At 57.3% G+C, this 16,201-nt stretch carries 18 protein-coding genes; 10 read left to right on the forward strand and 8 right to left on the reverse strand.

Annotation, left to right across the window (positions count from 1 at the left end):
* Window positions 1–144 precede the first annotated feature (144 nt).
* The 5 genes from AC4HNJ_RS03025 to AC4HNJ_RS03045 all read right to left on the reverse strand — a co-directional run bounded on the left by AC4HNJ_RS03025 (window position 145) and on the right by AC4HNJ_RS03045 (window position 3,140).
* Window positions 145–747: a hypothetical protein gene (locus AC4HNJ_RS03025; RefSeq protein ID WP_490478023.1), complete on the reverse strand. Its 603-nt coding sequence runs from the start codon at window positions 745–747 to the stop codon at window positions 145–147.
* Window positions 748–827: 80 nt separating this feature from the next.
* Complete coding sequence (locus AC4HNJ_RS03030) at window positions 828–1,301, reverse strand: hypothetical protein (protein WP_490478024.1); 474 nt, start codon at window positions 1,299–1,301, stop codon at window positions 828–830.
* Window positions 1,298–1,924 carry a hypothetical protein gene (locus AC4HNJ_RS03035; protein ID WP_490478025.1) on the reverse strand — a complete coding sequence of 209 codons (627 nt, stop codon included), beginning with the start codon at window positions 1,922–1,924 and terminating at the stop codon, window positions 1,298–1,300. The genes AC4HNJ_RS03030 and AC4HNJ_RS03035 overlap by 4 nt, the downstream gene beginning before the upstream one ends.
* Window positions 1,921–2,481, reverse strand: a complete 561-nt coding sequence (locus AC4HNJ_RS03040) for a PAAR domain-containing protein (protein ID WP_490478026.1) — start codon at window positions 2,479–2,481, stop codon at window positions 1,921–1,923. Before AC4HNJ_RS03040 ends, AC4HNJ_RS03035 begins: the two co-directional genes overlap by 4 nt.
* A complete protein-coding gene (locus AC4HNJ_RS03045; RefSeq protein ID WP_490478027.1) occupies window positions 2,478–3,140 on the reverse strand; it encodes a PAAR domain-containing protein in 663 nt (220 codons plus the stop codon). Before AC4HNJ_RS03045 ends, AC4HNJ_RS03040 begins: the two co-directional genes overlap by 4 nt.
* Before the next feature lie 956 nt (window positions 3,141–4,096).
* On the opposite strand from AC4HNJ_RS03045, the gene AC4HNJ_RS03050 reads away from it, so the two are divergent.
* Together AC4HNJ_RS03050 and AC4HNJ_RS03055 are read left to right on the forward strand one after the other, a co-directional pair.
* Window positions 4,097–4,423, forward strand: a complete 327-nt coding sequence (locus tag AC4HNJ_RS03050; RefSeq protein WP_490478028.1) for a hypothetical protein — start codon at window positions 4,097–4,099, stop codon at window positions 4,421–4,423.
* A 371-nt stretch (window positions 4,424–4,794) separates the two neighbouring features.
* A complete protein-coding gene (locus AC4HNJ_RS03055; protein WP_490478029.1) occupies window positions 4,795–5,694 on the forward strand; it encodes an SGNH/GDSL hydrolase family protein in 900 nt (299 codons plus the stop codon).
* Between the two features lie 158 nt (window positions 5,695–5,852).
* On the opposite strand, the gene AC4HNJ_RS03060 is transcribed toward AC4HNJ_RS03055, so the two are convergent.
* Window positions 5,853–6,257 carry a winged helix-turn-helix transcriptional regulator gene (locus tag AC4HNJ_RS03060; protein ID WP_490478030.1) on the reverse strand — a complete coding sequence of 135 codons (405 nt, stop codon included), beginning with the start codon at window positions 6,255–6,257 and terminating at the stop codon, window positions 5,853–5,855.
* Between the two features lie 312 nt (window positions 6,258–6,569).
* Here AC4HNJ_RS03060 and AC4HNJ_RS03065 point away from each other — a divergent pair, with 312 nt between their 5' ends.
* From AC4HNJ_RS03065 to AC4HNJ_RS03080, 4 genes are all read left to right on the forward strand, one after another.
* Window positions 6,570–7,487, forward strand: a complete 918-nt coding sequence (locus tag AC4HNJ_RS03065; protein WP_490478031.1) for an SDR family oxidoreductase — start codon at window positions 6,570–6,572, stop codon at window positions 7,485–7,487.
* Between the two features lie 30 nt (window positions 7,488–7,517).
* Window positions 7,518–8,528 carry an NmrA family NAD(P)-binding protein gene (locus AC4HNJ_RS03070; RefSeq protein WP_490478032.1) on the forward strand — a complete coding sequence of 337 codons (1,011 nt, stop codon included), beginning with the start codon at window positions 7,518–7,520 and terminating at the stop codon, window positions 8,526–8,528.
* A 138-nt stretch (window positions 8,529–8,666) separates the two neighbouring features.
* Window positions 8,667–9,296, forward strand: a complete 630-nt coding sequence (locus AC4HNJ_RS03075; protein WP_490478033.1) for an NAD(P)-dependent oxidoreductase — start codon at window positions 8,667–8,669, stop codon at window positions 9,294–9,296.
* 117 nt (window positions 9,297–9,413) lie between these two features.
* Entirely contained in the window at window positions 9,414–9,800 is a 387-nt protein-coding gene (locus AC4HNJ_RS03080; protein ID WP_490478034.1) for a DoxX family protein, read from the forward strand.
* 210 nt (window positions 9,801–10,010) lie between these two features.
* On the opposite strand, the gene AC4HNJ_RS03085 is transcribed toward AC4HNJ_RS03080, so the two are convergent.
* Window positions 10,011–10,547: a hypothetical protein gene (locus tag AC4HNJ_RS03085; protein WP_490478035.1), complete on the reverse strand. Its 537-nt coding sequence runs from the start codon at window positions 10,545–10,547 to the stop codon at window positions 10,011–10,013.
* Between the two features lie 147 nt (window positions 10,548–10,694).
* Between AC4HNJ_RS03085 and AC4HNJ_RS03090 the strand changes: the two genes are divergently transcribed.
* The 3 genes from AC4HNJ_RS03090 (at window position 10,695) to AC4HNJ_RS03100 (ending at window position 13,561) form a co-directional block, all read left to right on the forward strand.
* Window positions 10,695–11,324, forward strand: a complete 630-nt coding sequence (locus AC4HNJ_RS03090; protein ID WP_490478036.1) for a TetR/AcrR family transcriptional regulator — start codon at window positions 10,695–10,697, stop codon at window positions 11,322–11,324.
* Window positions 11,325–11,411: 87 nt separating this feature from the next.
* A complete protein-coding gene (locus tag AC4HNJ_RS03095; protein ID WP_490478037.1) occupies window positions 11,412–11,648 on the forward strand; it encodes a hypothetical protein in 237 nt (78 codons plus the stop codon).
* A 167-nt stretch (window positions 11,649–11,815) separates the two neighbouring features.
* On the forward strand, window positions 11,816–13,561 hold the full coding sequence (locus AC4HNJ_RS03100) for an aspartyl protease family protein (protein WP_490478038.1): 1,746 nt from the start codon (window positions 11,816–11,818) through the stop codon (window positions 13,559–13,561).
* A gap of 254 nt (window positions 13,562–13,815) precedes the next feature.
* On the opposite strand, the gene AC4HNJ_RS03105 is transcribed toward AC4HNJ_RS03100, so the two are convergent.
* Window positions 13,816–14,211 carry a carboxypeptidase-like regulatory domain-containing protein gene (locus AC4HNJ_RS03105; protein ID WP_490478039.1) on the reverse strand — a complete coding sequence of 132 codons (396 nt, stop codon included), beginning with the start codon at window positions 14,209–14,211 and terminating at the stop codon, window positions 13,816–13,818.
* A 723-nt stretch (window positions 14,212–14,934) separates the two neighbouring features.
* Between AC4HNJ_RS03105 and AC4HNJ_RS03110 the strand changes: the two genes are divergently transcribed.
* The gene (locus tag AC4HNJ_RS03110) at window positions 14,935–16,188 is read left to right on the forward strand and encodes an efflux RND transporter periplasmic adaptor subunit (RefSeq protein ID WP_490478040.1); all 1,254 of its coding nucleotides are present in this window, start codon (window positions 14,935–14,937) and stop codon (window positions 16,186–16,188) included.
* Window positions 16,189–16,201 lie beyond the last annotated feature (13 nt).

A 16,201-nucleotide genomic window follows, 5' to 3' on the forward strand; every position in this document is an offset into this window, starting at 1 on the left:
CAGCGGGACAAGGCATCGAACACCTATGGTGATGCTTCCATCCTTTAAAAGAAGGCTGGCTGATTTCGAGTTGTCAACTACGAACGCTTTGGCGCCCTTTGATAATTTGAAGATACGCTAAGCGAGGTATCCATGGCGTTCGGATTAGGTCTCGTACCACGAATCTGGTGGGCAGTGCGGCAATCGCTCAAAACGATAACGCGCTGCCCCAACGCGCCACATTGACCATCGTGGCGTATGCCAAAGCGACCATCCGGGTGTAAGCCGCAGATAGTCCAGTACACGCTCAAATGTTTCCTCGGGTACATCTGAAGCCGCCAATAAACACAACTCCCCTCCCCACATCATGTCGATGGCGAAGCGATAACCTTCGTAGAGAAAGCAGGCTGTGAATTCATCGGTGAGAGGAGAATTATGCAGACTCACTCCTCGCGCGCCCAAACGTTCAGCTTGGGCCAAAAACGCAAACGCATAGGGTCCTTCACCTTCGCGCACAGCGACACAACGCCCATTTTTTCCTAGCAGTATGGGGGAGTTCGAATCTGAAGCAGGGGGAGATTCGCGTAGCTTTTGGTACAGCTGATCTACGTATGCTTTGGACTCGGCTTTGATCTTCTTGTTCCTTGCTCGTGTCCGTAGTTGATTTTCCACCGCAAGCGCAACCAACCCCACCACGAACGCTGTGCCCGCAAGAATCAGCCCCGGATCCATGATTGCTTGCTCATTGCTCGGGTAAGTAATAATCAAAGAGTCTATCCACAGCCCCACTCGCGAGTACCCCCGCTACGAATACAGCGCCGATCAGACAGTCATCGCAAAACATGCCATCAGTTGTACGTATAAGACAGGGTGACGACATCGCCTATGGAGGAAGCAGTGCTCTCTACGGTAACTTCAAATTGGGGATCGTCACCATTGCCAGCGGTTAGGATAAACCGATCAGTCCGCTCAATTTTGGCACTAGGAATCCACTCAGCAATTCCGTTGCCATAGAAGCCGAAAGAGATTTTCGCTAGATGCGCAATCAGTTTTCGCCAGGCAGTAAGGTTAGTATCGGGTGGTGGGTTTGGCACTAAAATTTGCGCCACAGAACCAGAATCCACACACCCCATACTTTTAACGCGGATGACGCTTCCATCCTTTAAAAGGATGCTGGCTGATTTCGAACTGTCAACAACGAATGCTTTGACATCCTTTGATGATTTGAAGGTGTCTACTGCAAGTGGGGGAGGATTCATGGGGCAATTTGATGAATTAGATGCCGAAAGCATGGCTCCAATGAAAAGACCAAGCGCAATCATGGGCCTTGAATCTCGAAGTGATAACCGGGGTCGTTCGGCGGCTGAAAGAATCTAACTACTCGTGGGTCTAAGCGCGCCTCGGTTGCCAAGCGCTGTCCCGCATTTTGTTGATCTGAACCTCGTATTGATCGTGGGCTTACATCGAATACGCTTAAATTTGGCGCTCTTTGAACATGATGAAAATCATCAAGGTGCTGTTTGATAACATTGGTCATGTTGCTTCGAATCGTTGCTGCATCAAGGCCTTGTGCGATCCCCTTCTCATACTGATCTAGAGCCATATTACCTGAGCGTCCATAAAGTCGTCTTTGTGCGGCCAAGTTGGTCCTTGCGTTGTCATACATAATCCTTGCTTGCGAATCCGGCGTTCTAGCCCCACTACTAATTGCAACGGACGATATGCATGCCCGCGAGCAAATTTCGGTCAAAACTCTTATGGCGTAAGCAGAAATATCCGATCTATCGACGCCGCCGTTGTAAGTTACGCTAACTTGGTCAGGTGTAGGGCATCGAGCATTTATAACAGCCGGTGTTGGGTCCTGCGAAGGTGTAAGACGTCCCAGATGAACCTGTGGCGTTGAAGGAAATTGTGCCGGAGACGGGTTGGCCTTTTGATCGCTCATATATATACCTCAATCTGCACATTTTTTGCGCTTGCAGCCGCAATTCGCTTAGTCATACCTTGATCGTCTGTGATGCCGTCCACCGTAGTCCCATCAGGAAGAGTCAATCGATATTCCATATTGGGAATCGGTTTGTTTGTTTGGTTGTTTCTTATGATGAATACCTGATCGAATACTGTATTTTCCGAATCGGAACTCAACACGTTGGTTGTGCTTGCTGTTGAGGCTAACGATTGACCAAATTCGCCATACCCCATCGCCGCCAGCTCATGCGGTTCGAAGCTATGGTAGGAGTGGTCTTGCGATGCATGGATAACAGGCGGTGGGGTGCATTTGCATAGGCAAATATCTCCATCCAAAGCCTCTTGTTTGCCGTGCATGAAGGAGAGGTTGTGTGGGCCTTTCGCTCCGATATGGCCGACTGTCTTGCAGCCGTTGCACCAGACCTCGGCGCCGATATAAGTAATGGGTACGCCGTGGTCGATGCAGTCTTCCATTCCTTGCGTGACGATGCCATTGCTTGATTTATCGCCTTTCCTGAGTACATATCGCCTCATTTCGCCGCCCTTGCGATTTTGAAGCTACGGGGTGCCTCGCTCTTGCGTTCTGGGCTGTCCGTGATGATGTCGCCGTTGTCGAGTTCGCTGCCAACGAAGGCAAGCGGCAGAAAGTGAGATGCGCCCTCAAGAGTCAGGCCGCTAGCAATCCGAGCGGTTGTGCCGTCCGGGTATTGCACAACGTCGCCGATGGTTCCGACTTTTGCCTCACGGCCGTCGATTCGCCAATCGGCGGTAGGCCGATGCAGGACACCGCCATGGGCTGTCGTTGCGCCCTGGATGGCAAAACGGTAACCCGGCTCGCAAGGGGGTGGCACATATTGTGGATCGAAAAGACCTTCAGGTCTCTCACCGTCGGGAACGAACAAGCCGGATTTCCCGCTATTCCAGGGCGTGAATACAATGCGATCACCGTTGCTAAGGCGACTTCCTACCAACGCGCCACAGCGGCCATTATCCACAAAGAGCCTGCCTGAGCCGTCCACGATAATCGCTTCGCTCGCATCGCTGTAAGTAATGACATCGCCAACGCGCGCAACAGCAAGACCGCAAATCGATAGACGAGAGGTTGCACGTGTGACGTAACCACCGCGCTCAGTGCGAGCGCCGAGCGTTGCAAATGCGTATGTCGTTCCCTTGGTTTGTTCCAGATCTGGCATGTCATGTTCTCCTGTAAAAAGCGCTTGAGGCGCAGTGCTGATGCAGCTGATCGAGTCTCGAATGGAACGGCCTGATACACATTTCGCACGCAGAGATCGCGATCCGTATTAGATGGTGATAGTGCGGAGAACGGAATCGCGCTGCTGGGCGATGAGTTCGGACCCGAGGGGCGGAACATAAATGTTTTTTGCGATCACATGAAGGTGTTTTTATGTAAAAAAGCTATCTCGAAAATATTTAGACATTTCTGATCGTCGAATAAGACTTTTCACGTACATGACGCATAAAAAGCATGATAGTTAAAAAGTTTTGTTTTTTTATCTATTCCATCCTGAGCGCGCGAGCGCCATACCCATGCAAGGGTGTGTTCGATGGATGATGATGCCCGAAGGCATGCCAATGGGCCTTGCGTTTCCTCACCGTTACTCTCACGTGAACCCGCAGAATCCGGGTCGATCTTCCCGTCAATCTAGTGATCCATGACCGCACGGAGCATGAGGCTGCTCATCGATTGGTAGAGAATTTGGATGAGCTATATCCGGTACGTGTCGAAAACCCTGATGTGCAAAATCAGGAGAACCGGCCATATGAGCTGCGCGTAATCGATTTGAGGCAGGAGGGTGCTGCCCGAAGGGCCGCAAAGGATACGTAGCCGCACCCATGATCGCTGGATATGCGGCATGCCCAGCCCAGTAGAGGAAGCAACGCCGCGCAACATAAGAGCAAACGCATCCCTTCCATGGATGGTCAGCCATCGCTTTACCAACCACCCCCCAAAATCAGAATTCCCCTACAGACACATCCTGCCGCACGTCGCTACCCTCGACTTGTCACCCACGCTGTCGCTTGACGGGGCGGGGTGGATGACCATTGCAGTGATGCAGTGAAAGCGCGGACCGCATGGGCGGCAACCCAGGCGATCCGCTAACCAAAACCAACTACGTAGGAGTTGATCGTGGCTACCACGGATCATACGGCACGCTCACGCCCGCCAAAACCCTTCCGCCCATTAGACCCTCCGCCTCGACGAGGTTGCGAGGATCCGGAACGCGCGGAACGTCACGCGCGCCTTACGAAGATCGCTGAAACCGCTTTGGCGGTGCACGTTATTCAAAAGCTGCTGCGCAACAGCGAGGCGTTTTACCGGGCCAAAACGCTCGGCGTCCCCGCGGGTGCAAATCAGTGGCCGTTGAACCCCACCCAAGTGGAAGGGCTACATGCCGCATTGCATGTACTTCGTGAGCAGAACGAGGCGTTGTTGAAGGCCGAAGATTTCGGCTGAGTCGTTCGCGTACACATGATCCTTGCCCGCGACACATCATGTGGAGGCTGGTGTGTCGCACTTGGGTGCATGCTTTTTTCCTTTGCCAACTAGACGTCGCCACCCAGATTGCAGCGAATGGCTGTGGGGGTGTGAAACGTGTCTTCGAGAACTACCCAAGGCTCATGCGCGACGTTGTCCATGCCCGTGTGCAAATCGACACGGAAAAACAATGGATTCCCCCCTGGGGATGCGCTCTAAATCCTCATTCGTTGTACCGGCAAGAGCCGAGCTCCGTGTAATTGACGAGAGATCTGCCCGCGTTACGCGTGTTCGGTATAGTGTGTCGAGGCGTTGCATGGTGTTGCGACGGGAGAGGGAGAGAATCAACGATGAAAGCGACGGGTTATTTTTTGCCTGCCTTGATAGGCGTTTTTGTTTGCAGCGCCGCCATGGCGCAATCCCCATCAAACACAGGCCGATCTTCCGGTACGGCATCTGTCGAAGCGGTTGGGGTGGTGCAGAATCCATGCGCCGCATTGCCGCCAGAGCCAGCCATCGTGCAGGCGTATACGGCCAAAGTGGATCAGGCAAAAGCGCATCATCAACCGTTGCCGCAGCCCAGCGCAGAGGTCAATGCAGCCTCAAGTGCATGGCAGAAGGAAAGAAGGTTGCAGGATTTTGGCGACTTATGCCGTTTCCGCGATGCAAACGCCGCGCTTGCGCCGGCATCTTCTCACCGCGTGGTTTTTATGGGCGATTCCATTACCGAAAGGTGGGGTACCGGTGATCCCAGGCTTTTTACCCATGATGTGATCGACCGTGGCATCAGCGGACAAACCACGCCGCAGATGGTGTTGCGTTTCCAGGCGGATGTGATCGATTTGCATCCTTCCGTCGTACACATTCTTGCAGGCACGAACGATATCGCCGGCAATACCGGTCCGACCTCGCTCGATGCCATAGAGAACAACATCAAGACCATGGTGGAACTTGCGCGCGCCAACCACATCCGCGTCATTCTGGCGTCGCTTACGCCGGCAGCCCACTATCCATGGCGACCTTCCGTGGCGCCCATCGAAACGATTAAAGCACTGAACAGCTGGATCAAGACGTACGCAGGCAAGGAAGGCTTGGTTTACGTGGATTACTTCACGCCACTGGACGACGGACATCGTGGCTTCAAGGCAAGGTTCACAGTCGACGGCGTCCACCCGAATCCTGCCGGTTATGCCGTGATGAGCCGGTTGGCCGAAGCGGCGATCTCCCAGGCGCAATCCAAAACACCATGAGGTCGATACGTTCGCCGTAAGGTGCGGATGCAATCGATGTCGTGAAAGAAATTCTGAAGTGACCATCACACGCTTCCCAGATCAAGTGCAGGGAAGCGTTTGATGGTTTAGCTATCGCGGGTGCTGTCAGGCGGCACCTTCGATCGAGCAGGAAAAACCTAGCGTGAGGCATCACCGGGCGTGCTATCAAAGCGGGCACGTGCGGCATGGATGTCACCATGGCAACGGTCGGCCCAATCGATAAGGCTCGCCATCGGTTCCAGCAGCGAGTGGCCTAGCGGGGCCAGCCGATATTCAACGCCCGGCGGCTTGGTCGGAAAGACATGGCGGGTGATCAGTCCATCGCGCTCCAAATCGCGCAAGGTCTGGGTGAGCATGCGCTTGGAAATGTCATGGACAGCGCGGTGAAGCTCGCTGAAGCGGTGCGGTCGCGTCGCAAGAGCCATGATCATGAGCATGCTCCATTTGTCGCCGATACGGTCGAGCACCGGGCAGCACACGGACTGGGACTCTGCCAACGGATAGCGGCTGAACCTTTCGATGGCGCGCAATGCGTTGCTCATGCGGAATTCCTTGATATCTGCTGGTTGCAAAAAAGTGCCTCCTTACGTCCCTCGGGGGCGGTCTCTCTAGTAGACCTAGCCCAAGTCATAAGTCTCCCGCTGACGGAGTCTTCATCTCTCCATCTGTTTCCGCCCGCTTTCTCGTCACTGGCTCCGGCATGCAGGCGCATCGCGCTTGAAGCGGCTTCGCCGCCTGACGATGGAGCGGGACTACAGCTTGGAATCACTTACTCCAGCTAAAGCGTATCGGCAGGCATTCCTGCCTGTTAGTTGGCCTTTACGTACACACATCCTGAAGATCAAGGGAGAACTATGATGCCCATCACGCCGAAGCTCTTCGTCACTGGCGCCAGCGGCCAGCTTGGCCGGCTCGTCATCGATGCGCTGCTTGAGACGGTGCCCGCCAGCACCATCGTCGCGGGTATGCGTGATCCGGCCAAGGATGAGGGAACCGCACATGCGCTTCGCGAAAAAGGTGTAGAGGTCCGCGCCGCTGACTATTCCCGACCGGAAACGCTGGCGAGCGCGCTTGCGGGCGTGGATCGGCTTCTCCTCATCTCCAGCAGCGAGAATGGCAAGCGCAAGGTGCAGCACCGTAACGTCATCCATGCCGCGAAGGATGCCGGCGTCGGTCTGATTGCCTACACCAGCATCCTCCACGCGGATACGTCACCGCTGTTCCTCGCTGAAGAGCATCGCGACACGGAAGCGGCCTTGGCGGAAGCCGGCGTGCCGTTCGTGCTTCTGCGCAACGGCTGGTACACGGAGGTCTATACGTGGCGGCTACCGCTTGCCTTGAAGCATGGCGTCCTCATGGGTGCGGCGCGAGATGGACGCATCTCCTCCGCAGCGCGTGCCGACTATGCCAGGGCTGCGGCGACTGTACTGGCCAGCGGCGACCATGCGGGTCGCATCTATGAGCTGGCCGGCGATGCATCCTTCACGCTGGACCAACTCGTCGCCCTGGTGGCGGAAGCGTCGGGCAAGCCGATGGCCTACCAGAATTTGACGCCGGAAGAGTTTCGATCGGCAGCGTTGCAAGCTGGCGCGCCGGAGATGGTCGCAAGGATCCTGTCCGACACCGATGCAGGTGTCGCCAAGGGCGCGCTGTTCGACAACGGCGGCGAGCTTGCCCGATTGATCGGACGGCCGACCACTCCATTCCAAACCACGATCACCGATTTTGTGCGCGGCCAGCAGGCCACCAGCGAGGCTTCGGGCCACGCATAAGCCGGCCTTCGTGTCGCAGGCGGGTCGCACTTGGCGCGGCTTCGCCGCCTGACGATGGAGCAGGACTACAGCTTGGAATCACTTACTCCAGCTAAAGCGTATCGGCAGGCATTCCTGCCTGTTAGTTGGCTTTTACGTACAAAGATCCTAAAGATCAGGAGAACGTTCATGTTTTTAGTCATGGGAATTACGGGAAAAGTTGGCGGCGCAGCGGCAAAACATCTGCTGGCGCAAGGCAGAGAAGTGCGCGCGCTCGTCCGGAATCGTGCAAAGGCGGCGAAGTGGGCCGACGAGGGCGTGCAACTGGTAGACGGTGACTGGAATGATTCGGCAGCGATCGAGATGGCGCTTAGAGATGTCGAAGGCGCGTTTGTCATGTTGCCGGCGGTATGGGCGTCTTCGCCCGATTACAAAGAAGCGAAGGCTGTGATTGCAAACTACGTCAGTGCGCTGGCCCAGGCAGCACCGCCGCGAGTGGTCGCACTCTCATCCATGGGGGCGAACAGAACCAGCGGGCTGGGAATGATCACGGCGCTATCGCTTCTGGAGCAAGCATTTCGCAGCCTGACATTGCCGCTCGCCTATGTGCGTGCGGGCGGGTTTTTCGAAAATTTCCTCTACGGCTTGCATGTTGCCCAGGGTGGCACGCTCCCCGTCTACTACAACCCGACAGATCGAAAATCGACCATGGTCGCGACCGATGATATCGGCGCCGAGATCTCAGCACTTCTGACCGGACCGGCATGGTTGGGGCATCGCGTCATTGAGCTTGGTTCGATGGTTAGCGCGGATGACGTCGCGACACAATTAGGTGAAGTCTTGAACGTCGACGTCAAAGCTTTTGCTATCCCGCGCGCTGGGTGGCCGGCGGCGTTCGAACAGCTCGGCATTCCGAAGGGCCAGACAGGGCCGGCCGAAGCGGTGTTTGACGCCGTCAACGCAGGCTGGATGGATCTCGGCGTCGAGGGTGCGGAGCACGTTCCAGGCACGACGTCCGCCCGCGATGTCTTCGCGGCAGCCCAGAAGGCCGCTACGGCGTAGGTCCGCTAATCAGCGATGGGATCAGAGTTTCGAAATCTACTCCGGAAATTCGCATCCCATCGCGGTTTTAGCAGAGAAGCCAAAAGAGCCCGTTTCCTCGTGAAGTGCGGCGGTCGTTCCAAAAAATCGAGGTCGACTATGAAGGTTCTTGTTTTAGGTGCAACGGGCGGAACCGGACGGCTGATCGTCCACGACGCCCTGGAGAAAGGTCATTCGGTCGTGGCGCTGGTTCGCTCGAAGGCGGGCGCATCCGATCTTCCGGGAGCGGACATCATCGAGGGGGACGCTCGTGACGAAGGCGCCCTCATGCGCGCCTTGAACGACTGCGATGCGGTCATCAGCTCGCTGGGGACCGGCATTAGCCTTTTCAACGAGGTCAGCCTGCTGACCGAAGCGACCCACGTGCTGCTCCCGGCGATGGCCCGCAGCGGCGTGCGCCGTCTGGTCTGCATCTCGGCCTTAGGGGTGGGAGATAGCCACGGCCACGGCGGCTTCGTGTTCGACCGGCTATTTCAGCCCTTGCTACTTCGCCATGCCTACAAAGACAAGGGGCGTCAGGAAGCCGCGATCCGCGCCAGCGCACTCGATTGGGTCATCGTCCGGCCCGGCAGGCTCACCAACGACCTCGCTCGCGGAAACGTCAGGGCCATCGTTGACCTCGCCGGCGTCAACGGCGGCAAGGTCGCACGCGCCGATGTCGCTCGGTTCGTGGTGGAGCAACTGGCGACCAACACCTGGTTGAAACAGACACCCTTACTCCTGTGGTGAGGACTGGTCTCGTGGGTCACTTTTTCCAGCCGCTGCATTCGTCGGAAATCATCCGGCTTGTCGGTCAGGCTGTCACACCATTCCTCGGCAGAAAACTCATCATCCAAGGTCAGACACATGTCTAAAATCGCCTGGCGCCAAGTCTTACCCTTAGCTCTTGCGGCTTTCTTCGTCGTGGGCTCACTCACCAACATTCTCGCCCCGGGATCGATCTACGCGGAATACCTGAAATGGGGGTATCCGCACTGGTTCCATTTCGTGACCGGATCGCTGGAACTCACCGCCGCCATTCTGCTTTTTCGGGCGCGGAGTCGCCTGGCAGGCGCGGCGCTCGGTGGCACTGTCATGTGTGCCGCCCTCGCGACCGTCATCATCCACGGCGAATACGGGCACGCTGTGCCGCCACTTGTCGTGGCGACATTGTCACTCGTGGTCGGCTGGATAAGCTCGCGCAAGCGGATGGCGTTACCAGCTATTGATCAGCAACGGCGGCACGTTCACTGATTGCTCGAATCGGTTTGATCCGGCCGGAATCCGCAACTATCGCGGGATACGCCCTGCAAGAAAGACAGCAGGGCTATATACATCGAATGCCTTCGTTGAAGCGCGTCGAGATATTCGATGCGCGACGAGCACGCGAACCAGACGCTGCAAGATCCACAACCGGAAGTAAGGCATCCAAGCTGCGCGGAAGCGAGTGATGACAACGATCACTCATGGAGTGGATGGGATGCGCTTCATCTTGAACGTCAACCACAGGGCCGATAGCAAGAAGTACAGGCCACCGAAGGCGGCGTAGGGTGCGAGCTTGGCAATGGTGGGTGCTACCCCGAACGACTGCACGGCAAAAAAGACGCCTGCCAAGGCCGACTGCGCACCGCTGATCATCATGAAAGCTTGTCCGCCCAGTTTGCGGCGCCGGATGCCCACCGCCAGCTGGAACAGGCCGGCAAGAAGTGCCCAAATGCCGAACACCAGCACGCCGCCCGCGTTGCCGTGCAAGGCAAAGGCAACGCCCATGCACACCGCCGTGATGAGGCTGACGAGCGCGTTGAATGTCTGCCCCGGATTAAGTTGAAGCCCTCCGTTTCGCTGCGCGTCGATCACGTTCGCGGCTGCGTCCCATGCGGGGTAGAGCACGAGTAATGCGCCCACCACGAAAAGCGGCGCGTTGGCGAGGAGAAAGGCCAGCGCGACCCAGGCAAAGGCGACACCCGCGCGAAGGAAGTAAAAGGTCCGAAGCAAGTTCATGGGGAGAGATCCTTGAAAAGGTCGACTAAACCTACTAGTAGGTAGATAACATTGTCAAGGATCAGTGCTGGCGAAGTTTTGCCCAGCGATTGGGTGGAACGTGGCGGGGTGGCCATGCAGTCACCTACCTAGTGATAGGATGACTGCATGACAACTCAGCAGAAACTCATCGATTCGGCTCGGCATCTCATTCAGACGCGGGGCTACAACGGCTTTAGCTATGCGGATGTCGCCGACGAGGTGCAGGTTCGCAAGGCAAGCATCCACCACCACTTTCCCAGCAAATCCGACTTGGCACGCGCGGTGGTCGAACAGTCCCGCGCGCTGATCGTGGAGCAGACACACTCGCTTAGCAGTGGCGCCTTCGATCCCGAAGACCAGCTACGCATGTACACCGGTTACTGGGAAAAATGCATCGCGGACGCATCAGCGCCATTCTGCGTGGCGGGAATGCTTGCCAGCGAATTGCCCACGCTACCGGCCGATCTAGCCGACGAGGTGCGCGCGCATTTCCGCGACCTTTCGAATTGGCTGGAAATCGTACTGACGCGGGGCACGCAATTGGGTCGCTTTGAACTGCAAGGTTCAGCACGCCAGGAGGCGGAAGCCTTCATGGCGATGGTGTATGGCGCCATGTTGGCAGCGCGGGCCTATGGCAATCCGAAGGTCTTCGGGGAGATTGTAGCGAGCGGGTTGAATCGACTCACGCCGTCGAGCCCGCGCAAGACCGGCGGAACTCGCGCAGGTTCGACCAAGACCCGCCGGCGGGGACAATAAGCTATCGATGTCCGCTGTGACTGCGGATATTGCCATACTGCCTTGAATGCGTGCGGGGGCTGCATGGGTAGGGTGCGGGAGTGGAACTTGAATCGGCCATGGCGGTTAACCATCGCTGGTTGCGCCCTGGGTTATCTGCTATTGGCCAAGCCATGGCGTGAGGCTGATGAATCGATGGCGTTAGGCGTTTACACCTGCTCGGCGGCATTTATGATCTTGGCACTTGTTCCCAGGCGTACGCGATTTTGGGTCGCTGTTTGTGCGGCGCTCACCGTGCCTGTGCTGACGGAGATCGTGGTCGATGTTCTTCATTTGTCGCAGTAATTAAACACGCTTACCGATGCTTAGGTCATTGACGTTGTCCACGTCCCTCGGGGCAGGCGTGAGACAACCTGGAAGTACGGGCTCCCTATTTCTCAGGGGAAACTATGATCGGCGCGATACGAATCGTCGCAGCGACCTTAACGATAAGGATGTTGCGTTTGTGCTGCATGGGTATCGGCTTTTTGCTGGCAGGCCACGCTTGGGCGGATAGTTGCCACCTGGAACGCTATGGCACGTTGCCGGTAGAACTAGACGGCTGGCGCGCCACGACCATGGTGAAGATCAATGGCAACGATACGCGGTTTGCGCTCGATACAGGCGCTTTTTTCAACACCATGTCGGATGCCACCGCAGCGTCGCTGGGACTCTCGTTGCGCGCTTTGCCATTTGGTTTTCGCATCAGCGGTATCGGAGGCACGGCGACTGCCCAGTACACGCGGGTCAAGGCATTCGGCATCCTCGGCACGACGCTCGAAAATATCGATTTCATCGTGGGCGGTAGCGATGCAGGCTATGGCTTGCTAGGTGCCAACCTGCTCGATTTCGCCGATCTGGAAATCGATATGGCACATGGCAAGTTGACGCTGTTCAAAGTTGATGGTTGCCATAACCAACCACTGGCGTATTGGGCCACGGGCACCAATTACTTCATGGCCGATCTCGATCCGTCCAACAGCAAGATCGACCGACGCACATTTATCGATGTGACAATCAACGGCAAGAAAGTGCGGGCGCTACTCGATTCGGGAGCCTTTGCCACCTTGCTGACCCGTCATGCCGCCGAGCACGTGGGCATCGATCTGCATGCGCCGGACGTGAAAAATGGCCTCGCCGCGACGGGCTTTGGTGCCAAGTCGCTCAAGACATGGATTGTGCCTGTCGATTCGTTTTCCGTCGGCACGGAAACCATCCACCATAGCCAGATGCAGGTCATTGACGGAAACCTGGGCGACGACAGAACCGGCATGTTGTTGGGCTTGGATTACTTGCTCGCCCATCATATGTTCATTGCCAACAGCCAGGGAAAAGCTTATTTCACCTACAACGGCGGGCGTGTGTTTGCGCTTGCCAAAGCACCGAGCGACGGTGACAAACCCGATGCCGGAAGTGCGGCGGACAACAACAGTACAGCGCCCAAGACTGCATCCGATTATGCCTTGCGTGGCGAAGCCTATCTGTTTCGCGGCGAACCGCAGGCGGCCATCGCTGATTTGAACGAAGCGATCCGTTTGGCACCCGATCAAGCCGATTACTATGCTGCCCGCGCAAAAGCGCTTTGGGCAGACAAGCAATCCGATGCGGCGCTTACCGACTTGAACAAGTCTTTGAGCATGGATCCAAAGAACCTCGAAGCGTTACTGTTGCGCGCCAGACTTCACCTCATGCACAAAGACCGCACAAGTGCGGCAGCCGATGTGGTCGCGGCAAGCGCCTTGGCGCCGACAGGTTCAGCCCAGGCACGAATGATTGCCAGCATGTACATTCAGCTCGGTCAGCCCGCTGCCGCGCTGCCATTGCTCGATGATTGGATTCGCCTGCATGACGATGATGCCAAGTTAGGCTCTGCGCTCAACGAACGCTGCTGGGCGCGCGGCCTGAGCAATCAGATGCTCGACGATGCCCTGCATGATTGCCGTAAGGCGATCCGGCGTGACGGCGCGTGGCCAGCCTATCTCGACAGTCTTGGCTTGGTAGAACTGCGCTTGGGACATTACTCCCAAGCGATCAAGGCCTACGAACAGGCCGTCGCCCACATGCCGCGTTCCGCTTGGTCGCGCTACGGCCTTGGTTTAGCCGAGATACGCAGTGGTCAGGCGGACGCGGGCCGTGCCGATCTGGTCGCTGCGCGAGCGCTTGATCCGGGTATCGACGCACGCGCCAACAAGTTCGGCCTGACCGCAGGGGTGCCGTAAACGGTGCCGACGGCTAACAGATCGGGTGAAGGACCGTCTGCAGAAATAGAGGCGACTCAAGGGTGCTTTTTGATTTTGAGTGCCGGAAATGCATTCGGACATATTGAGCAAAGTCTCTAAACTTAGAGGACTTCGAGCGTGAATGGGCATTTGCCACTGGAAGTTGAGAGGCTTGTTGATGCCGGTCGTCGTCGCAAGTACGTTGCGTGGCGACGACGCCGGGTTTGACATCAAAGCTTTCAATGGGCGCTGGTTTAGCGATCTTCGAGTGCCGCACAATGGTCGTTAGGGCAGGCAAAATCGATTTCGGCGTTTCGGCCAACTAGCAGCGCAATATTGGATCGTGTAGCGACGGTTTGTTCGCCTTTTTCCAAGGTCACGGTATAGCTACCTTCCGGCAGGGGACCGATTTTATAACGGCCTGCTTTATTCACAGTTCCCCGGCGATGCAGGCCTGTCGTACTGCTTGCTATCACAATTTCCCCGGCCGGCGCTTTGCCGAAGATCGCGGCGCTTGTGGATTGCGCATAGGCAGCCGCCGGAGACAGTGAACTGATAATACCCAGGGCTATAACCATAGTGGCGTTACACACGGAAAGTGACCACGTGGCCTGAGGTTTGCCGGGTTTGAAATGCTTGACCTTGTGCATGGAATCTCCTGTTTTACGAGTGACACTTCAGACGCGTTGCGCTAGCCATTTGCGGCCTGAATGGCCGCTCATCGGATCACGCCATGTTTGCTGATAAAGCAATGTCATTTTTTGCTTCCTTGCATCGACTGTTCGCGTTACCGCTCTCCCTGTGCGCTGGGTCATGTGTCCCCAGTCGTGATAGATCCACCCGCCATGGGATCCTTCGAAAGGATCGGGTCGGCCCCCAGGGCCTATCATTTGCCATGAATTGCTCCAGCGTCAAATGTCATGGCGCTGCGTCGGGATGAAATAGGCCACTGGGGGTAACGCGGAATACGGTGATGGCTGGACCGGTGACTCGATATGACGACGTCGCGATGATCGAGTCCATTGCGATCATGGAGTACTTACACTCGGTCTATCTTGTTGGCGAGATGCCGCGAACGACAACATCCGTTCCAGGCAACAACGTGGCGTCCATCACAGTGGGCATGATGTTGCAGCCCGTCAACTGCAAGATCTTCATCCTCTTCACCATCGGCACTGTCGGACCTCACCAACATGGCATTGCCACGCAGCGCAAAGCGCATTGGCCACAATGTGGTGTCCCTTTGTGGACGCCGTCATCCGGATGCGGACAACGCAGTAGCGTACCGGCTGCACGTTGCCGCTATGGGGCCTTGATCCACAAGGATTTTCCTTTTTCAGGCCAGCTGGCACAGCGCTTGCCATGGATGGTGCATGGATATTGCAAACCCGATATATGGCATCCGTAAGCGTCGCCGCTTGCGACTCATGGTGGGCGGCGGTGTGCTGGTGATGGTCGTGCTGGCCGGATTGGTCTGGCGGTTGGGGCCGGCGCTGCCCGTGGCGGATCGCAGCAGCTTGTGGATCGACACGGTGCAGCAGGGCGACATGCTGCGCGAAGTGCGTGCCACCGGCACCTTGGTGCCACGCGAGATTCGCTGGCTGGCGGCTTCCACGCCGGCGCAGGTGGAAAAAATCCTGGTGTGGCCAGGTACGTCGGTGCAGCCGGACACGGTGCTGATGCAGCTTTCCGATCCGCAGACCGAGGATGCGCTGCGCAACGCGCAAGCACAGGTGGCGGCAGCACAGGCAGACGTTGCCGCCAAGCGCGCGGAGCTTGAATCGCAGCTGCTTGATCAGCGCTCGGCGCTTGCACAGGCGCAATCCGATTACGCCTCGGCCAAGGTCAAGGCCGATGCTGACGCTATCGCGATCAAGGCGCAGGTGATCCCGCGCGTGCAGTACGAGCAGGGTCAAATCGCTTTGAAGCAGCTGCATGAGCACGTGCAGATCGAACAACAGCGCGTGGCGGCGTTCGCTGCCAGCATGAAGGCGCAGCTCGATGCAGTGCGGGCCGGCCTTGTCCAGCAGCAGAGCAATCTGCAATTGCGTCAACGTCAGGTCGATGCCATGCAGGTGAAGGCCGGCATTGCCGGCGTGTTGCAGGAGGTGGCGGTGCAGGAAGGCGCACAAGTTGCCGCGGGCGCCAATCTTGCGCGCGTGGCCAAACCTGATGTGTTGATCGCGCGCCTGCAGGTACCCGAGGTGCAGGCCAAGGATGTGGCCATGGGTATGCAGGTGAGCGTGGACACTCACAACGGTTTGATCGACGGCAAAGTGGAGCGCATCGATCCTTCCGTGCGCAACGGTAGCGTGCAAGTGGACGTGGCGCTTGCTGGCAAGCTGCCGCCCGGCGCGCGGCCCGACCTCTCCGTGGATGGCCGCATCCTGATCGCGCAGTTGCATGACGTGCTCTCGGTGGGACGCCCCGCGCTGGCCCAGGCCGATGCCGATCTCGGCCTGTTCCGCCTCGACCCCGACGGCGACACCGCCACGCGCGTGCCGGTGCGCATCGGCGCGGCTTCGGTGGATCGCGTACAAGTGCTGCGTGGGCTCAAGGCCGGTGATCGAGTGATCCTTTCCGATGTCAGCCAGTGGGATAAATACGATCGCATCAAGCTGAAGTGAGCAACGAAGTTGA

It is taken from the genome of Dyella sp. SYSU CM1112, from assembly GCF_058216415.1.